This is a genomic window from Tomitella cavernea (assembly GCF_016599145.1).
GTDB classification, from domain to species: domain Bacteria; phylum Actinomycetota; class Actinomycetes; order Mycobacteriales; family Mycobacteriaceae; genus Tomitella; species Tomitella cavernae.
Genome location: NZ_JAENKO010000006.1, coordinates 12,545 through 35,936 on the forward strand (window position 1 = coordinate 12,545; position 23,392 = coordinate 35,936).

Annotated in this window: 18 protein-coding genes; 6 read left to right on the forward strand and 12 right to left on the reverse strand. The window is 71.5% G+C overall.

Annotated elements, in window-relative coordinates; all coding sequences use genetic code 11:
- Positions 1-96 precede the first annotated feature (96 nt).
- Entirely contained in the window at positions 97-1,170 is a 1,074-nt protein-coding gene (locus JJ683_RS03945; RefSeq protein WP_200171427.1) for an AurF N-oxygenase family protein, read from the forward strand.
- Positions 1,171-1,239: 69 nt separating this feature from the next.
- Positions 1,240-3,060 carry an FAD-dependent oxidoreductase gene (locus JJ683_RS03950; RefSeq protein WP_200171429.1) on the forward strand — a complete coding sequence of 607 codons (1,821 nt, stop codon included), beginning with the start codon at positions 1,240-1,242 and terminating at the stop codon, positions 3,058-3,060.
- Between the two features lie 63 nt (positions 3,061-3,123).
- Here the strand turns inward: JJ683_RS03950 and JJ683_RS03955 are convergent, their stop codons facing one another.
- Positions 3,124-5,892, reverse strand: a complete 2,769-nt coding sequence (locus JJ683_RS03955) for a helix-turn-helix transcriptional regulator (RefSeq protein ID WP_200171431.1) — start codon at positions 5,890-5,892, stop codon at positions 3,124-3,126.
- Positions 5,893-6,245: 353 nt separating this feature from the next.
- Between JJ683_RS03955 and JJ683_RS03960 the strand changes: the two genes are divergently transcribed.
- The gene (locus JJ683_RS03960; protein WP_200171433.1) at positions 6,246-7,985 is read left to right on the forward strand and encodes a VanW family protein; all 1,740 of its coding nucleotides are present in this window, start codon (positions 6,246-6,248) and stop codon (positions 7,983-7,985) included.
- Between the two features lie 22 nt (positions 7,986-8,007).
- Here JJ683_RS03960 and JJ683_RS03965 read toward each other — a convergent pair whose 3' ends face one another.
- Positions 8,008-8,580, reverse strand: coding sequence for a TetR/AcrR family transcriptional regulator (locus JJ683_RS03965; RefSeq protein WP_200171435.1), 573 nt, complete (start codon positions 8,578-8,580; stop codon positions 8,008-8,010).
- A 133-nt stretch (positions 8,581-8,713) separates the two neighbouring features.
- Between JJ683_RS03965 and JJ683_RS03970 the strand changes: the two genes are divergently transcribed.
- Positions 8,714-10,234 carry an MFS transporter gene (locus JJ683_RS03970; RefSeq protein WP_200171437.1) on the forward strand — a complete coding sequence of 507 codons (1,521 nt, stop codon included), beginning with the start codon at positions 8,714-8,716 and terminating at the stop codon, positions 10,232-10,234.
- Positions 10,235-10,262: 28 nt separating this feature from the next.
- On the opposite strand, the gene JJ683_RS03975 is transcribed toward JJ683_RS03970, so the two are convergent.
- The 10 genes from JJ683_RS03975 to JJ683_RS04020 form a co-directional block, all read right to left on the reverse strand.
- Entirely contained in the window at positions 10,263-10,925 is a 663-nt protein-coding gene (locus JJ683_RS03975) for an SDR family oxidoreductase (protein ID WP_200171574.1), read from the reverse strand.
- A 64-nt stretch (positions 10,926-10,989) separates the two neighbouring features.
- Positions 10,990-13,002 (reverse strand): YhgE/Pip family protein, encoded by a 2,013-nt coding sequence (locus tag JJ683_RS03980; RefSeq protein WP_200171439.1) that lies wholly within the window; start codon positions 13,000-13,002, stop codon positions 10,990-10,992.
- A 3-nt stretch (positions 13,003-13,005) separates the two neighbouring features.
- The gene (locus tag JJ683_RS03985; RefSeq protein ID WP_307810673.1) at positions 13,006-13,797 is read right to left on the reverse strand and encodes an ATP-binding cassette domain-containing protein; all 792 of its coding nucleotides are present in this window, start codon (positions 13,795-13,797) and stop codon (positions 13,006-13,008) included.
- 138 nt (positions 13,798-13,935) lie between these two features.
- The gene (locus JJ683_RS03990) at positions 13,936-15,771 is read right to left on the reverse strand and encodes an acyl-CoA dehydrogenase family protein (protein ID WP_200171441.1); all 1,836 of its coding nucleotides are present in this window, start codon (positions 15,769-15,771) and stop codon (positions 13,936-13,938) included.
- Positions 15,772-16,291: 520 nt separating this feature from the next.
- Positions 16,292-16,912 carry a TetR/AcrR family transcriptional regulator gene (locus JJ683_RS03995; RefSeq protein ID WP_200171443.1) on the reverse strand — a complete coding sequence of 207 codons (621 nt, stop codon included), beginning with the start codon at positions 16,910-16,912 and terminating at the stop codon, positions 16,292-16,294.
- 92 nt (positions 16,913-17,004) lie between these two features.
- Entirely contained in the window at positions 17,005-18,297 is a 1,293-nt protein-coding gene (locus JJ683_RS04000) for an NAD(P)/FAD-dependent oxidoreductase (RefSeq protein ID WP_200171445.1), read from the reverse strand.
- The gene (locus JJ683_RS04005) at positions 18,297-18,488 is read right to left on the reverse strand and encodes a rubredoxin (RefSeq protein ID WP_200171447.1); all 192 of its coding nucleotides are present in this window, start codon (positions 18,486-18,488) and stop codon (positions 18,297-18,299) included. The genes JJ683_RS04000 and JJ683_RS04005 overlap by 1 nt, the downstream gene beginning before the upstream one ends.
- 76 nt (positions 18,489-18,564) lie before the next feature.
- Complete coding sequence (locus tag JJ683_RS04010; RefSeq protein ID WP_200171449.1) at positions 18,565-18,726, reverse strand: rubredoxin; 162 nt, start codon at positions 18,724-18,726, stop codon at positions 18,565-18,567.
- A complete protein-coding gene (locus JJ683_RS04015; RefSeq protein WP_200171451.1) occupies positions 18,723-19,937 on the reverse strand; it encodes an alkane 1-monooxygenase in 1,215 nt (404 codons plus the stop codon). The genes JJ683_RS04010 and JJ683_RS04015 overlap by 4 nt, the downstream gene beginning before the upstream one ends.
- Before the next feature lie 229 nt (positions 19,938-20,166).
- Entirely contained in the window at positions 20,167-20,763 is a 597-nt protein-coding gene (locus tag JJ683_RS04020) for a class I SAM-dependent methyltransferase (RefSeq protein WP_200171452.1), read from the reverse strand.
- A gap of 130 nt (positions 20,764-20,893) precedes the next feature.
- Between JJ683_RS04020 and JJ683_RS04025 the strand changes: the two genes are divergently transcribed.
- Positions 20,894-21,943 carry a glutathione S-transferase family protein gene (locus tag JJ683_RS04025; protein WP_200171454.1) on the forward strand — a complete coding sequence of 350 codons (1,050 nt, stop codon included), beginning with the start codon at positions 20,894-20,896 and terminating at the stop codon, positions 21,941-21,943.
- Between the two features lie 72 nt (positions 21,944-22,015).
- A complete protein-coding gene (locus JJ683_RS04030) occupies positions 22,016-23,374 on the forward strand; it encodes an MFS transporter (protein ID WP_200171457.1) in 1,359 nt (452 codons plus the stop codon).
- Positions 23,375-23,392 lie beyond the last annotated feature (18 nt).

Here is a 23,392-nt window from a genome sequence, read left to right on the forward strand (position 1 = left end):
TGCTCCCGCCGTGCCATTGCGCATTGGTAGAACTCCTGGTTACAGTAACCACACTGCAACACCATCGTCACCCATGACGGAGCGGGAGGCACCACCATGACCATCACGGCAGATTCGCGCACCGACGCCGCGGCCGAGGGCGCACTTCTCGAGCACGCCGCCGGCAATGCGACCCCCGCAACGGGCGGGGTGGGCGCGTCGGCAGGCGACACGGTGGCCGCCCAGGACGCCGCCTACGAGGAACGCCTGCGCCTGCTCTCGGAGGGGTCGGTCAACAAGAACTTCCAGCCGTACCGGGACATCGACTGGGATTCGCCGGAGTTCGCCGTAGTTCCGGGCGACGAGCGCTGGATCCTGCAGGCTGAGACGGACCCGATCGGCAGCCACCCGTGGTACCTGGCGCAGCCGAAGGAGAAGCAGATCGCGATCGGCATGTGGCGGCAGGCCAACGTGGCCAAGGTCGGTCTGCAGTTCGAGAACATCCTCATTCGCGGCATGGTCCAGTACGTCTTCGTGCAGCCGAACGGCTCGGCCGAGGCGCGGTACTGCACCCACGAGTGCATCGAGGAGTGCAACCACACGCTGATGTTCCAGGAGATGGTCAACCGCATCGGGATGGACGTCCCGGGTATGAACCGCCTGCTCCGCGGCGTCGGCCAGCTGCTGCCGCTGGCGGGCTCGGCACTGCCGCTGATCTTCTTCATGGGGGTGCTCGCCGGCGAGGAGCCCATCGACCACCTGCAGAAGCGGATCCTGCGCGAGGACGGCGACATCCACCCGGTGATGAAGTCCGTGATGTCGATCCACGTGGCCGAGGAGGCCCGGCACATCTCCTTCGCGCACGAGTTCATCGAACGCCGCGCGCCGCGCCTGTCCCGCGTGCGCAGGTTCGCGGCGTCGCTGGCCATGCCGGTGATCATGCGCGTCCTGTGCGATGCGATCGTGGTGCCGCCCAAGGAGTTCTGGGACACCTTCGACGTGCCGAAGTCGGTGCGCAAGGAGCTGTTCTGGGACAGCGATGCGGCGCGCGCCGAGCTGTCCGGCTATTTCGGCGACGTGCGTATGCTCGCCCGCAACTCCGGTCTGATGAATCCGGCGTCGAAGCTGCTGTGGAAGGCCTGCAGGATCGACGGCCGCGCTTCCCGTTTCCGCAGCGAGCCCCACCGCTGAGCGGGCCCGCCTACACTCATCCCATGGCCGGAGCAGCGTAGCGACCCTGGCCGGAACGGAACGATCGCCGTGCCCCATGTGATCACGCAGCCCTGCTGCAGCGATGCGTCGTGTGTGTACGCGTGCCCGGTCAACTGCATCCACCCGACTCCCGACGAGCCGGATTTCCTCACCGCGGAGATGCTGCACATCGACCCGCAGGCGTGCGTGGACTGCGGGGCCTGCGTCTCCGCGTGCCCCGTGGACGCGATCGTTCCGGAGTCGAAGCTGGGCGACGGCGAGCAGTTGTTCACGCAGATCAACGCCGACTTCTACCGGGAGCAGCGCGCGCGTCCGGTGCTGGCGCCGGTGATGCCCGCCGCGTCGGCAGTGCAGCGGGGCGAGGACCCGCTGCGGGTGGCGATCGTCGGCTCCGGCCCGTCGGCGATGTACGCGGCCGACGAGTTGCTCACCCAGCCGGGCGTCCAGGTGGACGTGTTCGACCGGCTGCCTGTGCCGCACGGCCTGGTGCGCCGCGGTGTCGCCCCCGACCACCAGAACACCAAGCGGGTGACGGGCCTTTTCGACTCGATCTCGGCGCAGGAGGGGTTCCGCTACTACCTGGGGGTGTCGGTCGGCGAGGACGTGACCCACGACGAGCTGCTGCAGTCGCACCACGCGGTGATCTACGCGGTGGGGGCGTCGTCGGACCGTCGGTTGGGCGTGCCGGGCGAAGATCTGCCCGGCGTCGCATCCGCCACCGACTTCGTCGCCTGGTACAACGGCGACCCCGATCACGCCGACGACGCCTACGACCTGAGCGGGCGGCGCGCGGTCATCATCGGCAACGGCAACGTGGCCCTCGACGTGGCACGCATCCTCACCGCGGATCCGGACGCGCTCGCGGCCACCGACATCTCGGATGCGGCGCTGGAGGCATTGCGCGGCAGCGGGATCGAAGAGGTCGTGATCGTGGGCCGGCGCGGCGCGGGACAGTCGGCGTTCACCGTGCCGGAGTTCGCCGGCCTCATCCGCACGCCGGGCGTCGACGTGGCCGTGGGCCCGATCGAGCCCGACGGCCACGACGATCGTGCGCTCGACGCCGCCACCAGGTCCGGGTTGGACGACGACGCACTGCCGCACGCGGTACGGCACAAGCTGGCACTGCTGGACAATCTGCGGTTGGCGGCGGCCGGGGCGCGGCGGCGCATCTCGATGCGGTACCTGCTCTCCCCGACGCGCATCCTCGCCGGCGACGATGGGCGCGTCACCGGAATCGAGTTCGTGCGCAACCGGTTCCGGGACGACTCCGACCGCGTGGAACCGACTGGCGAGTCGACCACGGTGGCGGCGGGACTGGTGCTGACGTCCATCGGCTACCGCGGTACCCCCGTGCCCGGCGTCCCGTTCGACGACGCCACCGGGACGATCCCCAACGACGAGGGGCGGGTGCTCACCTCCCCGCCGGGCGACGTGCCCGCCGGCGGCACCGCGGGCGCCGGGCCCGGCACGCGGCCGGACGCGGTTCCCGGCGCCTACGTGACGGGGTGGGCGAAGCGCGGACCGAGCGGGTTCATCGGCACCAACAAATCGTGCGCCCGCGAGACGGTGGGGCGCCTCGTGGACGACTACAACGCCGGGCGGTTGCCCCGGCCGCGGATGGACGCGGCGCGCTTCGATTCCGTGGTGCGCAGCCGCCGCCCCGACGTCATCGACCGCGAAGGCTGGCAGGCCATCGACGCGGCCGAGCGTTCGCGCGGCACCGACGAGGGGCGGGTGCGCAGCAAGATCGTCGACCCCGCGGAGGCCTCTGCGGTGGCGTCGGCGCCGGCTGCGCATGACGGCCGGCGGCGCGGGCGCCGGCGGCAGGGCCTCGGGCGCGGAAGCTTGCGGCGGCTCATCCGGCGGTGATCGCCGCACCCGGGGCGCGCTGCGCCCGAGTGCGGAAGGCCGGCGCCCGCACCGGCGGGGCGTTCAGCGGTTCTCGCTGGAGATGAGCGCGGCGATCTCGGTGCGCGTGCTGAGCCCCAGCTTGGTCAGTACGTGGGAGATGTGCGTCTGGACGGTGCGCGGTGAGATGCCGAGCCGTTCGGCGATCTGGGGGCTGGTCATGCCTTGTGCCACCAGCCGGGAGACGCGGTGCTCGGCGCGGGTGAGGCTGCCGGTGCCCGGTGCCGTGGGCGCCCGCGCTGCGCGCCCCGGATCGACCGCCCGCGGTTCCCCCGCCCACCGGCCACCGGCCGCTGCTCGCTCGAACTCCACGCCGAGCCTTAACAACCGGGTGTGGAGCCTGTGCCCGGTGGCGACGGACCCGATCCGCACGGCCAACGCCGCGGCCTGCTCGGCGCGGGCGAGCGCGCCGGCGCCGTCGTGGCGCGCCGCGGCGAGGCACGCGGCCTCCTCGAGTGCCGCGAGCTCGCCCAGCTGGTCTCCGGTCGACTGGAACTCGGCGGCCGCCCGCTCGGCGCCGACCGGATCGCGTACCGCAACTGCGGCGACGAGCGTGGCGGGCCCGCGCAGGGCGGGCGCGTCGAATCGGGGCATGAGCGCGGCGGTGCCGGCCGCGATGACGTCGACCAGGCCGTCGTCGCCGGCGAGCCGGGCCTGCCGGATCAGCAGCGGGGCCTGGCGCACCATCCATGCAAAGTGGCCGTCTGCCTGCGCGGCGGCCCAGGTCCGCCGGGCAAGGCCGACCGCGGCGGCGTGCTCGCCCAGGGCCAGGCGCGCCTCGGCGTCGGCGACGTCGACGTCACGCAGCCCGAACCTGTCGGGAAAGCCGCCCTCGCGCCACCGGGCGAGGAGGGCGAGGGCCGCGGGGGCCGCGCCGCGGTGGACGTCGATCAGGGCCCTGTCGGCCACCGCCGTTGACATCCACCCGGACTCGATGCGCTGGGCCTCGGCCAGGGCGTCGTCGAGGAGCATCGAGGCGATGTCGAGCTCGCCGCACGCCATGTGCGATTCGGCGATGACGCTCTGACGGAACGGGCCCAGCCATCGGTTGACGAGGCGGTTGTCGCGGACACTGTCCACGGGCGCGCGGGTGAGCGTGTAGGACGGCCCGTACGCGAACCGCGTCACCCACAGCGGCCATGCGGCGGATTCGGGGCTGTCCGCGCCGAGCCAGCTCTGGCTCGAGGCGTTGGAGTCGAGTACCGCGTCGAGCAGCGCCAGCGCGCCCACGCAGTCGCCTCCCAACGTGAGGCCGATGGCGCGGGCCGTGCGGTAGCCGGTGAGCCCCGGCGGGGCGTCGTCGATCTCCGCGAGCGCGGTGAGCGTGCCGCCCCGTGGCGGCGAGCCGGTCATGGCGTCGAGCCACGTCTCGATCTCGGCGAGCCAGACCGCGGACTCCCGGGGCAGCGGCTCCTCGTGCATCGCGCGGAGCACCGTGCGCGCCCTCTCGACGCGGGCGCCGAGCGTCGCGAACGACAGCATCGAGAACAGCAGCGTCAACCGTTCCGTCGGCTCGGTGCGCGTTGGGAGCGCCCGCTCGGCCAGCTCGTAGGCCTCGTAGAGCCGCCCGGCGTCCGAGAGCATGGTGACCCTGGTCAGCACTGTGGGAAGGTCGGTCGGTGTGGTGACGGTGCCGACCTGCGGGCGTGGGGGCCGTGGCAGCTGTGCGCCGATCTGCAGGCTCGTCTGGACGCGCAGGATCGAGGAGGTCTCGTCCGTGGCGGGGTGGGTGTCGCCCGCCGCCCCGACGGCGGCGAGCATGAGCGCGCGGATGGGCGGTTCCAGGCCCGCCCGCACGGCCTCCGCGGCGATCCGCGACCCGAACCGGATGTGCTCGCCCTCCCATGCGAGGATCCCGGCGCCCACGGCCGCGTCGATGCCGGCGACGAACTCGCTGGGGTGCTGGCGGCGGGCCATGCCGATCTCCGCGGCGGTGACCGCCTTGTTCCACACGGCGACCAGGCGGACGGTTTGCAAGGCGTCCGGGTCCAGCAGGCTGAGCTGGGTTTCGACGCTGCGTGAGAGGATTTCGACCATCTCGCCGTGGTCCAGGCGCGCGTCGACGGCGTCGCTGCCGGGTACGGGGCGCAGGCGCTCGCGGAACCGCGCCCAGTCGAGGATCCGGTGTGCGTGGGCGGGGTTGCCGCCGGTCTGCAGCAGCGCCGCGGCGAGCATCGGGCCGGGCGGCGCGCCGAGGCGGCCCCGTGCCAGCCCGAGGACTTCGTCGTCCGTGAGCGGCGCCAGAGCGATCCCACGCACGCTGGGCGCCCCGGCCAGCATGGTCAACGCGCCACGCGTGGGGATGCTGCGCCGGGCTACCGCCATGGCCAGGCGCACGTCCGCGTCGGTGCCCGCGAGCCGGTTGAGCACGGACAGCGAGAGGCTGTCGGCCAGGTGCGCGTCGTCCAGCAGCACGGCGAGCGGGCGCTCCCGTGCGAGCGCGGCGACCAGGGTGAGGGCGTGCCGGATCGGTCCCGGCGGCCCGCTCGAGTGCTCGTCCTGCCTGCCGCCGTACGTGCGGTCGCCGGGGGCCTCCAGCTCGGGGAAGAGCTGCGCGAGCACCGACCCCGGGCGGCCGGTGGTGGCCGGCTCGCCGGATGCGAAGCGCAGGTCGACGTCCGGCATGTCGGCGAGCCCGGCCAGCACGTGGAGCAGATGCGTTTTGCCGGAGCCACCACTGCCGGTGACGAGGAATGTGGAGGGGCCGCTGCCCGCCCCGTCCATGAGAGTGCCCGTCATGCCGGTCAGGACCGCGTCGAGGATGGCTGCGCGACTCTCCTCCTCGATCCCCATGCGCACATGATACGGGGACGATCGACCTCCTATGGAGTCTTGGCTCATCCGACGGCTCCCGCAGCGTGCGGGTGTGTAACGCCGCACGCCCCGTGACCGACACACAGGTCGGCCGCGTGATCCCGTCAACCCCGACCGACGGGCTCACGCGGCCTACTCGCGCATCCGGGCCGCACCTCCTCGTTATCCTGGGCGGAAGCGCCGCGGATATCGAGGCCCGGCCCGGCGCCCCGATCGTGACGGGCTCCGCACGCGGGGCCGGTTGAAGCAACGGTGTTCACCTTCGATCATGATGAGGTGTGTCCCCCGGCCGGAGATCCCCATCCGGGCCGACGACCGACTGAAGGAGCACGATGACCGGCGAGCAGGATCCGGCTACCGGGCCCCTCGCGGGCGACTCCGATACCGTCGGCGGCGGGCCTGCCGGCGGCGGACGGAGACGTCTGCGCATCACCCTCGCCGCGGTCGGCGGGGTCGTCGCGCTCGCGGCGGTCGCCTTCGGGATCGACGTGGCGACGACCTCCGGCGAGGTGCCGCGCGGCGTGCGGATCGCCGGGGTGGAAGTGGGCGGGCTCGCGCCGGACGAGGCCGCCGAGCGCGTGCGCGCCCGCGCCGAGGCGGGCGGTTCCCACCCGGTCACCGTGCAGGCGGGCGACGCCACCATCGAGATCGTTCCCGCGGATGCGGGGCTCGGCATCGACGCGGAGGCCAGCGTGGCCGCCGCGGGCACCGGGTCGATGAATCCGTGGACTCGTCTGACTTCGCTGTTCACCACCCGGGACATCCCCGTCGTCGGAGAGGTCGACCAGGATGCGCTCGCGGCCGCCGTCGACGGCATCGCCGGGCAGGTCGACCGCCCCGTCGTCGAGGGCGCAGTGGCCTTCGCGGGCGGCGAGGCGGTGCCGACGTGGCCGCAGACGGGGCAGCGGCTCGACGCCCCGGCGGCGGCCGACGCCCTCATCGAGCAGTGGGCGGACGGCGGCGCGGTGGTACTCCCGGTACAGGTGGAGCAGCCGCGGACCGACCGGTCCGACGTGCAGGCCGTGCTCGACGGCTTCGCCCGCTCCGCCGTGGCCGGACCCGTCACGGTGACCGGGGAGGGCGCCGAGGCGGTGCTCCCGCCCGAACGGATCGGCGAGATCGTCCGCATCGAGCTGGACGACGAGGGCGCGCTGGCGCCTCGGTTCGACGCGGAGGCGGCGCAGCGGGTGTTCGGCGAGCAGCTCGCCGGCACCGTCACGCCGGCGCGTGACGCCACCGTGCGGCTGGGCTCGTCCGGGCCGGAGGTGGTGCCCTCGCAGGACGGGCGCGACATCGACTGGGGCGCCACCCTGCACGACTGGCGAGGGCTGTTCGACGAGGACCGCGCACTGAGCGCCGTCTACGTGGACGACCACCCGGACCTGACCACCGAGGAGGCCGAGGGGCTGGGCATCGACGAGGTGATCGCCGAGTTCACGACCAGCGGCTTCAGCTACGCCTCCGGGGTGAACATCCGGCGCGTGGCCCAGGAGGTGAATGGCGCCGTGGTGCTGCCGGGCGAGACCTTCTCCCTCAACGGCTACACCGGCACGCGCGGCACCGCCCAGGGGTACGTCGAGTCGGGCATCATCCTCAACGGGCACGCCGATCAGGCCGTGGGCGGCGGCATCAGCCAGTTCGCCACCACGCTGTTCAACGCGGCGTACTTCGCGGGGATGGAGGACGCCGGCCACCAGGAGCACAGCTACTACATCTCGCGGTATCCCGCCGGCCGCGAGGCCACGGTGTACGAGGGGGCCATCGACCTCAAGTTCACCAACCCGTCGTCCACCGGCGTGCTCATCCAGGCGTCCGGCGACTCGGACTCGGTGACCGTGCGCATCTGGGGCACCAAGACGGTGGACGTGGAGTCCGTCAACGGTGGGCGCTGGAACTACACCGACCCCGAGCGGATCACGCTCCGCGGCGAGGACTGTTCGCCGTCGTCGGGCGCACCCGGCTTCACCACCTCGGACACCCGCATCATCCGCAGTGCGGCCACGGGTGCGGAGATCTCGCGCAGCACGGAGACGACGGTGTACGACCCGTCGCCCATCGTCACCTGCACATAGGCGGCGCGACCGGAAGGAGTGGTCAGCGGAGGCCGGCGAGCAGTTCGCCGGCCACCCGGCGCCCCGCGGCCCGCCGCTCCTCGGCGGTGCCGCCGAGCGTGAGCGCCTCGTCGTCCGACGGTCCCGTCGCGGCCAGCACCACCGCCCCGAAGGCGAGGATCGACCGCAGCCGGCCCTCCGCTTCCGGGGCGTCGCGGGTGAGCGTGCTGATCACGCGGGACAACAGCTCCAGGTGCCGGGCGCCGATGCTCTCGCGTGCCATCACCGCGCGGTTCACCTGCCCGAACCGCATGACCAGCCCCGATTCGCCGGAGAAGAGCGTGTCGAGCCGGTCGAGGAGCTCCGCATCGCGCTCTGCCGACGGGTCGGTGGCGGCCAGCCAGCGCATCAGCCCGTCGAGACGATGCTCGTGCGTGCTGAACGCCTCCTCGACGATCTCCTCCTTGGTGCGGAAGTGGTAGTAGAGCGCGGCCTTCGTGACCTCGAGGGCCTCGGCGATCTCCCTCAGCGACGTCCCGTCGTAGCCCCGCTCGACGAACATCCGCATTGCCGTCTCGACGATCCGCTGCCGCGTTCCCGTCCGCCTGCCTGACACTTGGGTCTCCGTTTCCATCCCACTGCGCACCGCGAATGTCGGCGCGGCCCCGAGCTTACTTGACGACCGGCTAATGGCGTGCTTACCTGTCGGCAAGTAAAAACTAGCCGGTCGACAGGTAAGGGAGTGTGCGATGAAACAGGCGCAGGAACTCACGGAGCGGGGGACCGCCTCACCACCGGTGCGGGTCGTCCCCGTCATGGCGGCGTTGTTGTGCGCCCTCGTCCCGGTGCAACTCGACGCGCTGGTGACCGCCACCGCGTTGCCGACCATCGCGGGCGACCTCGGCGGGTTCGGCCGGCTCGCCTGGATCGCCACGCTCTACCTGCTGACGATGGCGGTCGGCACCGCGGTGGGCGGGCGGTTCGGCGACCAGTACGGGCGCAGGGCCGTCCTGCTCATCGCCCAAGCGGTATTCGTGGCAGGGTCGCTGTGGGCCGCGCTCGCCGGCGGGATGACGGGGTTGCTGCTGGCGCGCGCGGTGCAGGGGCTCGGCGCGGGGATCACCCTCACCAGCCTCATGGCGACCGTCGCGGACATCGCACCGCCCGATAGGCGGGCGCGCTACCAGAGCATGTTCGGCGCGGTCGCCCCGCTGTCGATGATCATCGGGCCGTGGATCGGCGGCATCATCACCGACCACCTGGGCTGGCGCTGGATCTTCGCGCTCAACATCCCCGTCGTCGCGCTTGCGATGGTCGGCGTGGCGCTACTCCTGCGGACGCCGCGCGAGCGCACCGGTGGCAGGATCGACAGCCTGGGGCTGGCCGCCATCACCGTTACCGGCACCGGGTGGGTGCTCGCCGGCAGCTGGGTGGGGCGGTACGGGTGGACTTCGCCGCACGTGCTGATCGCCGCCGGGCTAGGGACCGTCGGCATCGCCGTCACCTGGACCGTCGAACATCGTGCCGCACAACCGTTTCTGCCGCGCGCGCTGTTCCGGGATCGATCCGTTCTCATGAGCGCCGCGGTCTTGGCGCTGAGTATGGGCGCGGTGATGATGGCGGCGATCAACTTCCTGCCGGTGTTCCTGCAACTCGTGCAGGGGCGCTCGGCGGCGAACAGCGGACTGCTCCTGCTGCCGATGCTGCTGCCGGCGATCGGCGTCTCCCTGCTCGTGGGCCGCTGGACCGATGCGCCATCCCGCTTCCGTCCAGCGATGCTCACCGGAACCGGGATCCTCACGGCCGGCTGCGCGCTGATCGCGACGATGGGGCCGGGCACCGCGATGTGGCAGACGATGCTCTACATGATCGTGATAGGCGCCGGCATCGGCATGCTCTTCCAGACGCCGGTGGTGCTGGTGCAGAACTCGGCACCGCCGGGCGAGGTGGGCGCGGCCACCGGAGCGGTGTCGTTCCTGCGCATGCTCGTCGGCGCGGTGGGCGTGGGCACCCTGGGATCGATCTTCACCGGACGTCTGGCCGACGGGATCGTCGACTCGGGCGCGCCCGGCACGGAGGTGCTCGACCCGTCGTCGGTCGACCCCGCGACGCTCGGCGGGCTGCCCGCCACCGCGGTGCACGCCGTCGCCGACGCCGCGGCCTCGGCGAACACACTGCTGTTCCTCATCGCGACGGGGATCGCGGCCGTGGCTCTGGCCGCTGCCGCGGCGGTCCCGAGGCGGTCGCGGAGCGAATGCGACACGGCGTAGGACGCACGGGGTACGCGGTGCCCGCTGGTCAGCTCCGGTTCAGGGCCTCGGCGATCGGGGTGGGGCCCGTGTTGAACTCGACGGTGCGCCGGATGGTGTCGTCGCGGTGGAGCACCTCGGCGATCACCGCGGCCACGTCGGCGCGGGGGACCTCGCCTTTCGCCATCTGCGACTCCGGCCCCTCGTCGGCCTCGATCCGGCCCGAGCCGGGCTCGAGGGTGAGACGGCTGGGCCCCAGGATCGTCCAGTCCAGGTCGGTGCCCCGCAAGTGCGCGTCAGCTGCGGCCTTGGCCTCCGCGTAGGGGAAGAAGCCGTTGTCCGACGGGACGCCGTGCCCCGGGCCCGCACCGAAGTAGGAGACCATCACGTAGCGGCGCAGCCCGGCACGGACCGCCGCGTCCATCGAGCGGACGGCCGCGTCCCGGTCCACCGCGTAGGTGCGCTCCGGGTTGCCGCCGCCCGCACCCGCGGTCCACACAGCGGCGTCGAACGCCCCGATCTCCTCCGCGATCGCGTCGACGTCGAGCTGCTCCACATCCGCCACCAGCGGCTGGGCGCCCGCCGCCATCACCTCCTCCGCGTGGTTGGGGTTGCGCACGACGGCGGTGACCTCGTCGCCGCGCTCGACCAGCAGCGGATGCAGCAGCATCGCCACCTTGCCGTGGCCACCGAAGACGACGACGCGCGCCATGTCGATCACACCCTTCTGCTCGGCTGCGGTGCACTTGGCGCCGACCCTACCCGCGGCCGGCCGCTCACACCTCGATCGGCGGGTGCAGGCGCTCGACGGTCCAGCGCCGGTCGCGCCGCGCCGCCAGGGCGCTCAGGGCCAGCGAGCCGACGAACACCCCGGCGAGGACCGCCAGCGAGATCCACAGCCGGCCGTCCACGTGGCCCAGAGTCACCTGGCGCAGGCCGTCGACGGTGTAGGTCATCGGGTCGAAGGGGTGCAGCCATTGGAACGGCCTCGAGGTGGTCTCCACCGGATAGACCCCGCCCGAGGACACCAGCTGGAGCATGAGGAACGCGAGCGTGACAACCCTGCCCACCGAGGTGCCCAGCACCACGTTGAACATCTGGATCAGGGCCAGGAACGTCGCCCCGACCAGCAGCAGCATCCCGAAGGTCGCCGCGGGGTAGGCGGGGTTCAAGTCCAGGGCGAAGCGCACCACCAGGTACATCACCACCGCCTGTGCGACGACGATCCACAGCGCCGGCCAGAACGATGCGAACACCACCCGCAGCGAGCCGAGCCTGCCCGCGAGGGGCCGCTGCTGGATGGGCCGCAGCAGCATCCAGACGATGATGCCGCCCACATACAGCGCCAGCGACAGGAAGAACGGCGCGAACCCGATGCCGAACGTCGGCGCATGGGTGACGCTGTCCTCGTCCACGCCGACGGGGGCCCCGATGGTGGACGAGACGTCCTTGCGCTGCTGCTCGTTCCAGTCCGGCACCTGTTCCGCGCCCTCGCCGAGCTTCCGGGCCAGTTCGGCGGACCCGCTGCGCAGCTGCTCGGTGCCTTCGGTGAGCGTGGTGGTTCCGTCGGTGAGCCGGTGCCCGCCGGCGGAGAGCTCGCCGAGCCCGGCGTGCAGTTCGGCCGCGCCGCCCTCGAGCTGATGCCCGCCGGCGGAAAGCTGCTGCAGGCCGGAGCGCAGCGCACCGCCGCCGTCGACCAGCGCGGTGATCCCGCTGCGGTATTGCGATGACGGGTTGCCCAGCTGGTCGGCGAGCTGGGCGGCACCGTCGCGCAGCTGATGCAGCCGGTCCAGGGCGGCGGGGGCGAGCCCCTGGGTGGCAAGGGTGTGCTGCAGTCCGTCCAACGCGGCGACGGCCTGCTGCGAGAGCGGATCGGGGTTGCTGCGCAGCAGGTCGGCCACCTGCGCCACCTGGCGGGCGGCGTCGGACTGGATCCGCCCGATGGGGTCGAGGAGCCCCACCACCTCATCGACGCCGCCGCTGATCTGTGCGGCACCGGACCCCAGCCGGTCCGTGCCTGCGTTGAGCTGCCCCAGCCCGTCGGTGAGCGCCAGCACGCCGCCGGTCGCCGTGTCGATGCCGTCCGAGAGTCGCGCCGCGCCGCCGGCCAGCTCGCCGGATCCCGCATGCGCCGTGTCGATGCCCTCGGACAGCGTGTGCGCGCCCGCGTCGAGTTCGCCTGCGCCGTCGTCGAGGGCGACGGCCCCGTCGGCGAGCCGCGCCGCGCCGTCGGCCGCCTGCTGCAGGCCGTCGCCCGCCGATTGCAGGCCCACCAGCACCTTGTCCACGGCCTGACTGCTGATGGTCTGACTCACCGCCAGCTGCAGCTGGTTCATGGCGTTCTGCCCGATCACCGTGCTCAGATAGTTGTTGGTGTCGTTGTAGAGCACGTCGATCTTCGCCTGCCGCGGGTCGTCGGACATCGGCGATCCCACGGCGGCGCTGAAGTTCTCCGGCAGCGTCACGGAAAAGTAGTAGTCGCCGTCCTCCACGCCCTGCCGGGCCTCCTGCGGCGAGACCAGGTGCCAGTCCAGGTCGTTGCGGCTCAGCAATTCGTCGGCGACCTGTTGGCCCGCGTGGAGCGGCTGCCCCTCGACGACGGCCCCGCGGTCGCTGTCGACCAGGGCCACCGGCAGCCGATCCACCTCGTTGAACGGGTTCCAGAAGGCCCACAGGTACAGCGCGCCGTAGAGCAGCGGCATGAAGACGATGGCCAGCAGCGCGATCTTGGGCATGCGGCCCTTGCCGAAACGCTTGAGCTCGGAGCCGATCGAGAATCCGGCGAGCATGGGTCAGGCGCCTTTCAGGGGTTCGGGGGAGCCCGGTTCCGTCGACTGCAGCGGGTAGAGGCTGTGCGGCGGGGCGGGATCGCGCAGCGGGTCGATGGCCGAGGCGATCACGGTGGCGCGGCGGCCTACGTCGGCGAGGCGGCGGACCAGAGTCTCCTGCTCGTCCCGTGCCCGCACCTGCTCGATGTCGTCGACGAACAGCACCCGCGGGGCGACGCACCGATCGTGGACGGCCGGCGCCGCGGCCAGCGCGATCCGCAACAGCATCCGATCCAGCTCGCCCAGGTCCTCGACGCGGGTGGCGGACGACGGCAGCGGCAGGTCGCCGTAGACGGGGCGCAGCGTGCCCTCGTAGGCCTCGTCGCCCATCCGTGGCGCGCGCCGGTACCAGGGGGTGTTCCAGGCGAGCTGCTCGTGCACGACGGTGCGTATCCGCACGGAACCGTCGATATCGTCGATCCCTCGGAAGCCGGCGATGGCGCAGAGTCCGCGGACTGCGGCCGGCCGGGTGCGGCCGAGCACGTCGAGCGTGCCGCCGTCCACCTTGAACCGGCCCGCAAGGGCCAACAGCAGCGTGGTGCGTCCGGAGCCGGAGGGGCCCTGGAGGATGTGCAGCCCGCCGCGCGCGATGCGCAGGTTCAGCGGCCCGAACACCGGCCCGTCGGGGCCCGCTGCGCGCAGCCCCGTCGCGGTGACGGCCGCGGGGGAGGGCAGGCCGGGGTCGTCCGTGGTGCCACGGTCGTCGTCCTGTGGGGCATCCGGCGCTGATGGCGAGTCCGGCTGCTGCTGAGACACGGCGAAGTCCTTTCGTCGACTGCGTCCGGCGGACCGTGCGACCGGGAAACCGATCGGCCGGATTCGCATGCCGGTGGCAGACCTTACTGCGGCCCGGCGACGATGTCGCCGGGCCGCAGGAGGGAGAGGGTCAGCGGGTCAGAACGCCGCCTCGTCGAGCTCCATGATCTCGCCGTCGGTGTTCTCGACGATCTTGCGGTTGGCCGTGAGCTCCGGCAGCACGTTTCGGGCGAAGAACTGGGCGACGCCCACCTTGCCCTCGTAGAACGCGCGGTCCTTGTCGGGGGCGTCGCCGTCGAGGGCGGCGAGGGCGATCTCCGCCTGGTGCAGCAGCCGCCAGCCCACGAGCAGGTCGCCGAACGACATGAGGAACCGCACCGACGCCAGGCCCACCTTGTAGAGCTCGGCGGTCTGCTCCTGGGCACCCATCAGCCAGCCGGTCATGGTGGTGACCATGCCCTGCACGTCCTCCATGGCGGTGGCCAGGTGCACGCGCTCGCCCTTGAGGCGCCCGTCCGCGTCCGGGGAGTCGATGAAGGCCTTGATCTGGCCGGCCACGTGCCCGAGGGCCGTGCCGCGGTCGCGGGCGATCTTGCGGAAGAAGAAGTCCTGCGCCTGGATCGCCGTGGTGCCCTCGTAGAGCGAGTCGATCTTGGCGTCGCGGATGTACTGCTCGATGGGGTAGTCCTGCAGGAAGCCCGACCCACCGAGCGTCTGCAGGCTGTCGGTCAGGTATTGGTAGGCACGCTCGGAGCCGACACCCTTGACGATGGGCAGCAGCAGGTCGTTCACGCGGTGCGCGGTCTCGAGGTCTGCGCCGGAGGTGAACTCGGCCATCGCCTGGTCCTGGTGGGCAGCGGTGTACAGGTACACGGCGCGCATGCCCTCGGCGTAGGCCTTCTGCATCATCAGCGCCCGGCGCACGTCCGGGTGGTGCGTGATGGTCACGCGCGGGGCGGACTTGTCGGTCATCTGGGTGAGGTCGGCGCCCTGGACGCGCTCCTTGGCGTACTCGAGCGCGTTGAGGTAGCCGGTGGACAGGGTGCCGATGGCCTTGGTGCCCACCATCATGCGGGCGTGCTCGATCACGTCGAACATCTGCGCGATGCCGTCGTGAACCTCGCCGACGAGCCAGCCGACGGCCGGGACGTCGTTCCCGCCGAAGGTGACCTCGCAGGTTGCGGACGCCTTCAATCCCATCTTGTGCTCGACGCCGGTGACGAAGACGCCGTTGCGCTCGCCCATCTCGTTGCTGTCGAAGTCGAAGTGGAACTTGGGCACGAAGAACAGGCTCAGGCCCTTGGTGCCGGGCCCGGCACCCTCGGGGCGGGCCAGCACCAGATGGAAGATGTTCTCGAACAGGTCGTCGGAGTCGGCGGAGGTGATGAACCGCTTGACGCCCTCGATGTGCCAGGTGCCGTCGTCCTGCTTGACGGCCTTGGTGCGGCCGGCGCCCACGTCGGATCCGGCGTCCGGCTCGGTGAGCACCATGGTGGCGCCCCAACCCCGCTCGACGCAGGTCTCCGCCCACTTCTTCTGCTCGTCGGTGCCGTTCTGGAACAGCACCCCGGCGAACGATGGGCCCGCGGCGTACATGAAGGCGGCGGGCTGTGCGCCGAGCATCATCTCGTTGAGGCTCCAACCGAGCACGCGGGGGGCGGGGACGCCGCCGATCTCCTCCGGCAGGCCCATGCGGTAGTACTCCGCGTCCCACATGGTGCGAAAGGACTTCTTGAAGCCCTCGGGCAGCGTGACCTCGTGGGTTTCGGGGTCGAAGGTGGGCGGGTTGCGGTCGGCGTCCGCGTAGGCCTCGCCCAGCGGCCCCTCGGCCAGCTTGGCGACCTCGGAGATCATCGTGCGCGCGGTGTCCTCGTCGAAGTCGCCCCAGGCGCCCTGGGACATCGGCTCCTGGACTTTGAGGTCCTCGAAGAGGTTGAACTCGATATCGCGGGTGTTGCTCTTGAAATGGCCCATGTCTTCGCTTCCTCGTGACAAGCCTTGACTCGGCTGGCAGGCGCCCCGGCCGGCGGGTGGTGGTCCATCCGATGGTGCCCGGTGGCGGGGTGCCCTGCGTGGTGTTCGTCGTTGTCGAGTTGTGGACTTCTGCCGTGCAGGCTGCGGCCTGCGGGTGTCGGTGCTACGCGTCGACGTCGAGCCGGAGGTTCGGCGCCGTAGACGGCACTGCCCGGCGTGCGCGGCGCAGTGCCGCGTGCGCGCAGAGCCACTCTACCGACGAGTAACTTACTGTTCAGGCTACGCCCTTTTGTCCGGTGCGCAAACATGAGGGATTGCTCGGATTGAACATCTGGTGTATAAGGTCGGGAATCTCCACGAAACTGCAGGTGGGTCGGGGTGTCGCAGCGAGGCTGCGGCGCCGGCCGGGCGGTTCGGTGACGGAAGGAACACCGCTGCGTGCCCACGATGGGACCGTTTCCGGGGCCGGTGGGATCCGCGGCGGGTGGCTGGTACGCGCGCCCATCGGCGGAGGCGAGGCCTACCGTGCTGCGTCGTCGGCGAGCGCCTGCACGGCTGGGGCGAGCAGCAGGCTCATGTCGGCGGCCGGGTCCTCCTCGGTGCCGGGGGCGATGGTGACGTAGCTCAGCGCATGGCGCACCAGGTGGCGGCCCAGCCGGTGGGCGTCTTCGTGCGACAACCGCGCCCACGAGTCGGCGAAGATCCGGGCCAGTCGCTCGCTCGCCGAGGCCAGCAGAGTGCCTGCCTCGCTGGTCACCAGCCGCAGGATGTCGTCGGACGCGGAGCCCTCGATGGCCGAGCGCACCATCGGGTCCGCCGCCGCCATCGTCAGGAACGAGCGGAACGCCGTCTCGAGGGCCGCCCGTGCGTCGCCGGGGTGCTCGGCGATGTCGGTCTCCACCTGGTCCAGGTAGCCGTCGACGAGCCTGAGGATGTACTGCTGCGCCACGTCGTGCCGCGATCCGAACTCGTTGTAGAGGGTTTGGCGGCTCACGCCGGCGGCGCGGGCGAGGTCGGTCATCGTGATCGCCGGCCAGGCCTTGTCCGCCTGCAGTTCGAAGAGCGAGTCGAAGACGGACTGCCGCAGGAGGCGACGGGTCGCCTGGTGATAGGGGATGCGTGCGCTCCGGCCGACTGCCATGCCTGCATTGTCGCCGAGTCCGTCCACACCATGCCCGGGCGGGTGCCGCGGGGTGGGGCCGGCGGTACGCGGCGCGAGCGCGGCGGCGGGACTCATCGGGCGGCCGCCGGCGCGCCGGACCAGGTGAGGTGCTCGCCGATGCGCGCCCGCGCCGCCCGCAGTTCCTTGGGGCGGCCGGCCGCGACGGCGGCCACCTCCTGACCGGCCGCGAAGCCGACGGAGAGGAACTCGCGGGCTCCGAGGTCGCCGTCCGTGCGCCACTCGTCGGCCGCCTGCGGCGTCCCCGCGATCTGCAGGTTCACGCCGTACTGGTGCGTCCAGCACCAGGGCACCTCCCGATAGGGCCGCCCGTTGCCGAGGATCGCCCGTGCGGCGGCGGCACCGTGTGCCTGCCCGTGGTTCCAGTGCTCGATCCGGCAGGTGCCGCCGGTGAACGGGTCGGGGAAGCGGGCCGCGTCGCCTGCCGCGTAGACGCCCGGCGCGGACGTGGCGCAGTACTCGTCGACGAGGATCCCGTCGGCGACGTCGAGCCCGGCGGACTGCGCAAGCTCCGTCGCCGGGATCATGCCGACCGCGCCGACGACGACGCCGGCGGTCCATTTCCGGCCGTCCGCGGCTTGGACGACGGATACACCCTTTCCCGATGTATCGGAGTCGGTTTCCCCGACGACGCCGGTGACCTGCACACCGGTCTCGATCGTCACGCCGTGCCCGGCGTGCAGGTCCGCGAGCATCTCCGACACCGCTTCCGGGACAGTCCCCGCCAGCGGCCGTGGTCCGGCCTCGAGGAGGGTGACCGCGACTCCCGCCGCCGCGGCCACGGCGGCCACCTCGCACCCGATCAATCCTGCGCCGACGATCACGAGGCGCCCGCGCGGACCCGGCGCGCCGACGGCCTCGCCGATGCGGCTGCGCAGTGCCAGCGCGTCCTCGGCGTCCCGCACGTGCAGCACCCCCGGCCAGGCAGGTCCGCCGGGCGGGTCGAGCCGCCGCGCGCGGCCGCCGGTGGCGAGCAGGAGCGCGTCGTAGTCGAGCGTCGCCCGGGCGCCGGTGCCGACGTCCTCCGTGGTGATGCTGCCGTCCTCCGTGCTGATGCTGACGTCCTCCGTGGTGATGCTGCGGCCGACGGGGTCGAGGTCTGCGGCCCATGTGCCTGTGCGGATCTCGACCGGCATCGTCTGCCAGGCGTCGGCGGAGCGGAGCGGGATGCGGTCGGCGTCCACGCGTCCGGAGAGCAGGTCCTTCGTCAGCATCGTGCGTCGGTAGGGCGGCCGTCGGTCCGCGCCGATCATGACGACCTCGCCGTCGAACCCGTCCTTGCGGAGTGTCTGTGCGGCGGCCGCCCCGGCGATTCCCGTGCCGACGATGACCACTCGGCCCGGCATCACCGCTCGACCTCCACCATCTCGAAGTCGGCCTTCGCGGCGCCACAGTCGGGGCAGGACCAATCGTCGGAGATGTCGTCCCAGCGCGTGCCGGGCTCGATGCCGTCCTCCGGCCAGCCTTCGGCTTCGTCGTACTCGAATCCGCACTGCAGGCAGCGGTACAGCTTGTAGGCGGTCGCGGTGGCGTTCATGGCATGCTCCTTCGAGTTCGAGGTCGAGGTCGAGGTCGATGTCGAGGTCGGGGGCGGGGGTGCGGGATGGCCGGGCTCAGGCGGGGAGGAAGTCGACCTTCTCGCGGACGCCGCAGTCGGGGCAGGCCCAGTCGTCGGGGACCTCGGCCCAGGCGGTGCCGGCGGGGAAGCCCTCGCGCGGGTCGCCGGCGGCCTCGTCGAACCGGTAGTCGCAGCCGGGGCAGATGTAGACGCTCATTCCGCACGCTCCCCGTAGGCCTCTTCGGCGGGCGCATCATCGGTGATGCCGTACGCGGCGAGCACCTTGGCGCGCTTGCCCGGCTGGATGTTCGCCAGGCGCATGTCACCTGCGTAGTGCCGGGCCACCTTGGGGTCCATGAGCCTGTGCCACAGCGGCGGGACCACCGCGAGCAGGATCATCGTCGAATAGCCGGCGGGCAGCTGCGGTGCCTCGTCCATTGTGCGCAGCGTCTGGTACCGGCGGGTGGGATTGGCGTGGTGGTCACTGTGGCGCTGCAGGTGGTAGAGGAACACGTTGGTGCAGATGTGGTTGCTGTTCCAGCTGTGCGACGGCCTGCACCGCTCGTATCGCCCGCGCGGGGTGCGCCGGCGCAGCAGCCCGTAGTGCTCCAGGTAGTTGACGGCCTCCAGCAGCGAGAAACCGAATACCGCCTGGATCAGCAGGTAGGGCCAGATGGACAGCCCGAAGATCGCCAGCGATGCGCCGAACAGCGCCACCGTCATCAGCCACGCGGTGAGCACGTCGTTCTTGGGGCCCCACACCGGGGAGCCGACGCGCTGCAGGCGCTTGCTCTCGATCTGCCACGCGGACCGGACGCCGCCGGCCACCGAGCGCGGCCAGAACCGGTAGAAACTCTCCCCGATGCGGGAGCTGGCCGGGTCCTCCGGGGTGGCGACGCGGACGTGGTGGCCGCGGTTGTGCTCGATGTAGAAGTGTCCGTACGCGGACTGGGCCAGCACCAGGCGCGAGAGCCGACGCTCCAGGTTCTCCTTCTTGTGCCCCAGCTCGTGGGCGGTGTTGATACCGATGCCGGCGGTGACGCCCACGGTGATCGCGAGGCCGATGTTCGACAGCACGCTCAGATCCCAGGCCGACCAGATGTAGCAGGCCAGGAAGAACGAGCTGTATTGCAAAGGGATGTACGCGTAGGTGGTGTAGCGGTAGAACCGGTCGTTCTCCAGCGCGTCGATCACCTCATCCGGAGGGTTCTTCCCGTCCTCGCCGGCCAGCACGTCGAGCAGCGGCAGCAGCCCGAACGCGATCATCGGCCCGGCCCACCAGAAAGCATTCCAGCCGGTGGCGGCGACGAGACCGACGGCGATGAACGTGGCCGACGACGGGATCAGCGCCAGGATCCACAGCAGCCGCTTGCGATCGCGCCACGTGGCGACGGTGCCGTCCTCACGCGTGTAGGTGAGTGTCTTCATCGTGATCACCCTTCATCCGTGCGGGTCGTCAACGTTGCAGGGCCGGTTGACGTTGATGTGGTAGTGATCACCAAAGTAGACAAAACACATATGAATGTCAATGGAGAAGACCTAATGAGGTCATATGTACACAGGCCGAGGCTGTGCGGGGTGCGGACGCGCGAACGGGCCCCGGCCGGTTGGCCGGGGCCCGTTCGGGGGTGCGGTGAGCGCGATCCGTGCGTCGGGCCTACCGCTTGCGCGCGAACACCAGCGCGTCGATGGCGGTGCCGCCGGCGGTCTCGCGGCCCAGGTCCCGGGCGAAATCCACCGTCATCGACGGATCGAGCTCCGCCGCGATGTCCTGCGGGGAGAACAGGATCGACGGATCCTGCGGACCGCCCACGCCTTCGGCGATGTTGCGGCCGTGGTGGCCCAGCATGAGCAGCGCGCCGCCCGGAGCCAGCGCGTCCTGGGCCCGCCGCAGAAGCCCCCGGCGCTGCTCCGGCGGCAGATGGATATAGACGATCAGCGCCAGGTCCAGCCCGGAGCCGAAGTCTGCGGTGGTCAGGTCCGCGCACGTCCACGTCAGCCGTTCGATCACGGACTGCGGAGAAGGCCGCGCCAGCTCCGCGGCCTTGTCCAGCGCCACCTGCGAGAAGTCGATGCCCTCCACGAGCCAGCCTCGCGTCGCCAGGAACACTGCATTACGGCCCTCCCCGCTGCCGATGTCCACCGCGCGGCCCGGCGGCAAGGGCGTCGTCAGCTCCACTACCACCTCGTTCGCCGAAGCTCCCCAGACGTATCCGGCGTCGGTGTACCGCTCATCCCACTCGCGCGCGTCCATGCAGCCGAATCTACTGCTGTCGGCGCCGCCGGTGGGCTGGTGAGGCGGGCGGACACCTCGGCGCGATTCGCATAGCCTGGGGGCCGGGACGCGGTGCCCGCACGGGCGACGTACGACGAATGGAGTGCCGATGGCGCAGGAGCAGGGCGGCGAACAGGGTTCGTACGTGGAGCCGGGTGGTTCGTACGTGGAGCAGGGAGAGGCGTTCAACCGCGACGAGAACTACATCTCCGACCGCATCACCGCGGACGGCTCCTCCGGGTGGCCCGTCGAGGCCGGCAGGTACCGCCTCGTCGCGGCACGCGCCTGCCCGTGGGCCAACCGGACATTGATCGTCCGTCGGCTGCTGGGGCTCGAGGACGCGCTGTCGCTGGGGCTCTGCGGCCCCACCCATGACCAGCGGAGCTGGACCTTCGACCTGGACCCGGGCGGCGTGGACCCGGTACTGAAGATCCCGCGCCTGCAGGACGCGTACTTCGCCCGCTACCCCGACTACCCGCGCGGCATCACGGTGCCGGCCCTCGTCGAGGAATCCTCCGGCAAGGTGGTCACCAACGACTTCAAACAGATGACGCTGGACTTCTCCACCCAGTGGGCGGCGCTGCACCGCGACGGCGCGCCGGAGCTCTACCCCGAGTCGATGCGCGACGAGATGGACGAGCTCATGGCGACCATCCACGTCGACGTGAACAACGGGGTGTACAAGGCCGGCTTCGCTGGCTCCCAGGAGGCGTACGACGAGGCGTTCCTGGCGTTGTTCGCGCGGCTCGACGAGCTGTCCGTGCGACTGTCGACGCGCCGGTTCCTCATGGGCGACACCATCACCGAGGCCGACGTGCGCCTGTTCACCACGCTCGCCCGGTTCGACGCCGTCTACCACGGGCACTTCAAGTGCAACCGCACCAAGCTCACCGAGATGCCGGTGCTGTGGGCGTATGCGCGCGACCTGTTCCAGACGCCCGGCTTCGGCGACACCACCGACTTCCGGCAGATCAAGCAGCACTACTACCTGGTCCACCGCGACGTGAACCCCACCGGGATCGTGCCGCTGGGGCCCGACACCTCCGTCTGGCTCACCCCGCACGGCCGCGAGGAACTGGGCGGCCGGCCCTTCGGCGACGGCACCCCGCCGCCGCCCGTGCGTGAATCCGAGGCGGTGGACCCGGCCGGGCGCGCGTAGCGGTAGGTGCGCGGGGGCCGCGCGGCGGTGAACAGTCCACGGCGATGGGCGGCCGCACCATAGGCTGCACCCATGACGGGGACCTCGCGCGGGGCAGCGCCGGCGGGGCGACGCGCCGTCCTGGCGTGGTCGTCCTGGGATGCGGGCGCGGCGGCGTTCAACGCGGTGGTGTTCACGTTCGTGTTCTCGGTGTACCTCACCGACCAGGTGGGGGAGGGCTCGCCGGGCGGCATCTCGTCGAGCACGTGGCTGGGATGGGGGTTGGGCGTCGCCGGGTTCGTCCTGGCCGTGACGGCGCCGATCATGGGCGGGCGGGCCGATGCGCGGGGACGCCGCAAACGCTCGCTCGCCGTCCTCACCGCGTGCACGATCGCGCTTATGGCGACGATGTACTTCGTCCGCGATTCCGAGCCGTACTTCTTCCTGGGGCTGGTGCTGCTCGCGTCGGCGTCGGTGCTGTCGGAGCTGGCCAACGTGCCCTACTACGCGATGCTGCGGCAGGTCTCGACGCCCGAGACGCAGGGGAGGGTGTCCGGGATCGGCTGGTCGGCGGGCTACGTGGGCGGTGTCGTGCTGCTGCTCCTCGTATATGCCGGATTCATCGCGGGCGACGGGGACACCCGCGGGCTGCTGGGCCTGCCGAGCGCCGACGGCATGAACATCCGCCTCGTGGTGCTGTTCGCCGCGGTGTGGTTCGTCGCCTTCGCGGTGCCGCTTTTCCTCGTGGTCCCGGAGGTGCCCGCGACGGAGGCGGCGCCGCGCGCGTCTGGTTTCCGCGGCCGGCTCGCCGACATGGCCGGCGCCTATCGGGCGCTGTTCGCCGACCTGCGCCGGCTGTGGCGCACGGACCGGCGCACCCTCGGATTCCTCGCCGCGTCGGCGCTGTTCCGCGACGGCCTGGCGGGCGTGTTCACCTTCGGTGCCGTGCTGGGGGTGGGCGTGTACGGGGTGTCGTCGTCGGACGTGCTCATGTTCGGAGTGGCCGCCAACGTCGTCGCCGCAGTGGGCGCGGTGGCGGGCGGCCAATGCGAGGAGCGGGTGGGCGCCAAGCCGGTGATCGTGTTCTCGCTGGCGTCGATGATGGTGGTGGGCACGGCGCTGCTGGCGTCGTCGGGGTCGGTGGCGTTCTGGGCGTGCGGGCTCGTGCTCTGCTTGTTCATCGGCCCGGCGCAGGCGTCGGCGCGGTCGGCGATGGCGCGCCTGTCGCCGCCCGGCGGGGAGGGCCAGATGTTCGGGCTCTATGCCACATCCGGCCGCGCGGTGTCGTTCCTGGCGCCGACGCTGTTCGGGCTGTTCTCGTGGCTGTTCGGCGCCGACCGGGCCGGCATCGTCGGCCTGCTGATCGTGATCGGCGCGGGGCTGGCGGCGCTGCTCCCGCTGCGGCTGCCGGGGGAGAGGGCGCGGGCGGCGGAAGATCAGGAGGCGGGGTGAGGCTGGCAGCGGGGTGAT

Excerpts from the sequence above, each read along its gene's own strand:
- JJ683_RS03945 (WP_200171427.1), top strand. The coding sequence starts at position 97 with ATGACCATCACGGCAGATTCGCGCACCGACGCCGCGGCCGAGGGCGCA.
- JJ683_RS03955 (WP_200171431.1), bottom strand. The coding sequence starts at position 5,892 with ATGGGGATCGAGGAGGAGAGTCGCGCAGCCATCCTCGACGCGGTCCTG.
- JJ683_RS03960 (WP_200171433.1), top strand. The coding sequence starts at position 6,246 with ATGACCGGCGAGCAGGATCCGGCTACCGGGCCCCTCGCGGGCGACTCC.
- JJ683_RS03970 (WP_200171437.1), top strand. The coding sequence starts at position 8,714 with ATGAAACAGGCGCAGGAACTCACGGAGCGGGGGACCGCCTCACCACCG.
- JJ683_RS03975 (WP_200171574.1), bottom strand. The coding sequence starts at position 10,925 with ATGGCGCGCGTCGTCGTCTTCGGTGGCCACGGCAAGGTGGCGATGCTG.
- JJ683_RS03980 (WP_200171439.1), bottom strand. The coding sequence starts at position 13,002 with ATGCTCGCCGGATTCTCGATCGGCTCCGAGCTCAAGCGTTTCGGCAAG.
- JJ683_RS03990 (WP_200171441.1), bottom strand. The coding sequence starts at position 15,771 with ATGGGCCATTTCAAGAGCAACACCCGCGATATCGAGTTCAACCTCTTC.
- JJ683_RS03995 (WP_200171443.1), bottom strand. The coding sequence starts at position 16,912 with ATGGCAGTCGGCCGGAGCGCACGCATCCCCTATCACCAGGCGACCCGT.
- JJ683_RS04000 (WP_200171445.1), bottom strand. The coding sequence starts at position 18,297 with ATGCCGGGCCGAGTGGTCATCGTCGGCACGGGAATCGCCGGGGCGGCC.
- JJ683_RS04005 (WP_200171447.1), bottom strand. The coding sequence starts at position 18,488 with ATGAACGCCACCGCGACCGCCTACAAGCTGTACCGCTGCCTGCAGTGC.
- JJ683_RS04010 (WP_200171449.1), bottom strand. The coding sequence starts at position 18,726 with ATGAGCGTCTACATCTGCCCCGGCTGCGACTACCGGTTCGACGAGGCC.
- JJ683_RS04015 (WP_200171451.1), bottom strand. The coding sequence starts at position 19,937 with ATGAAGACACTCACCTACACGCGTGAGGACGGCACCGTCGCCACGTGG.
- JJ683_RS04020 (WP_200171452.1), bottom strand. The coding sequence starts at position 20,763 with ATGGACGCGCGCGAGTGGGATGAGCGGTACACCGACGCCGGATACGTC.
- JJ683_RS04025 (WP_200171454.1), top strand. The coding sequence starts at position 20,894 with ATGGCGCAGGAGCAGGGCGGCGAACAGGGTTCGTACGTGGAGCCGGGT.
- JJ683_RS04030 (WP_200171457.1), top strand. The coding sequence starts at position 22,016 with ATGACGGGGACCTCGCGCGGGGCAGCGCCGGCGGGGCGACGCGCCGTC.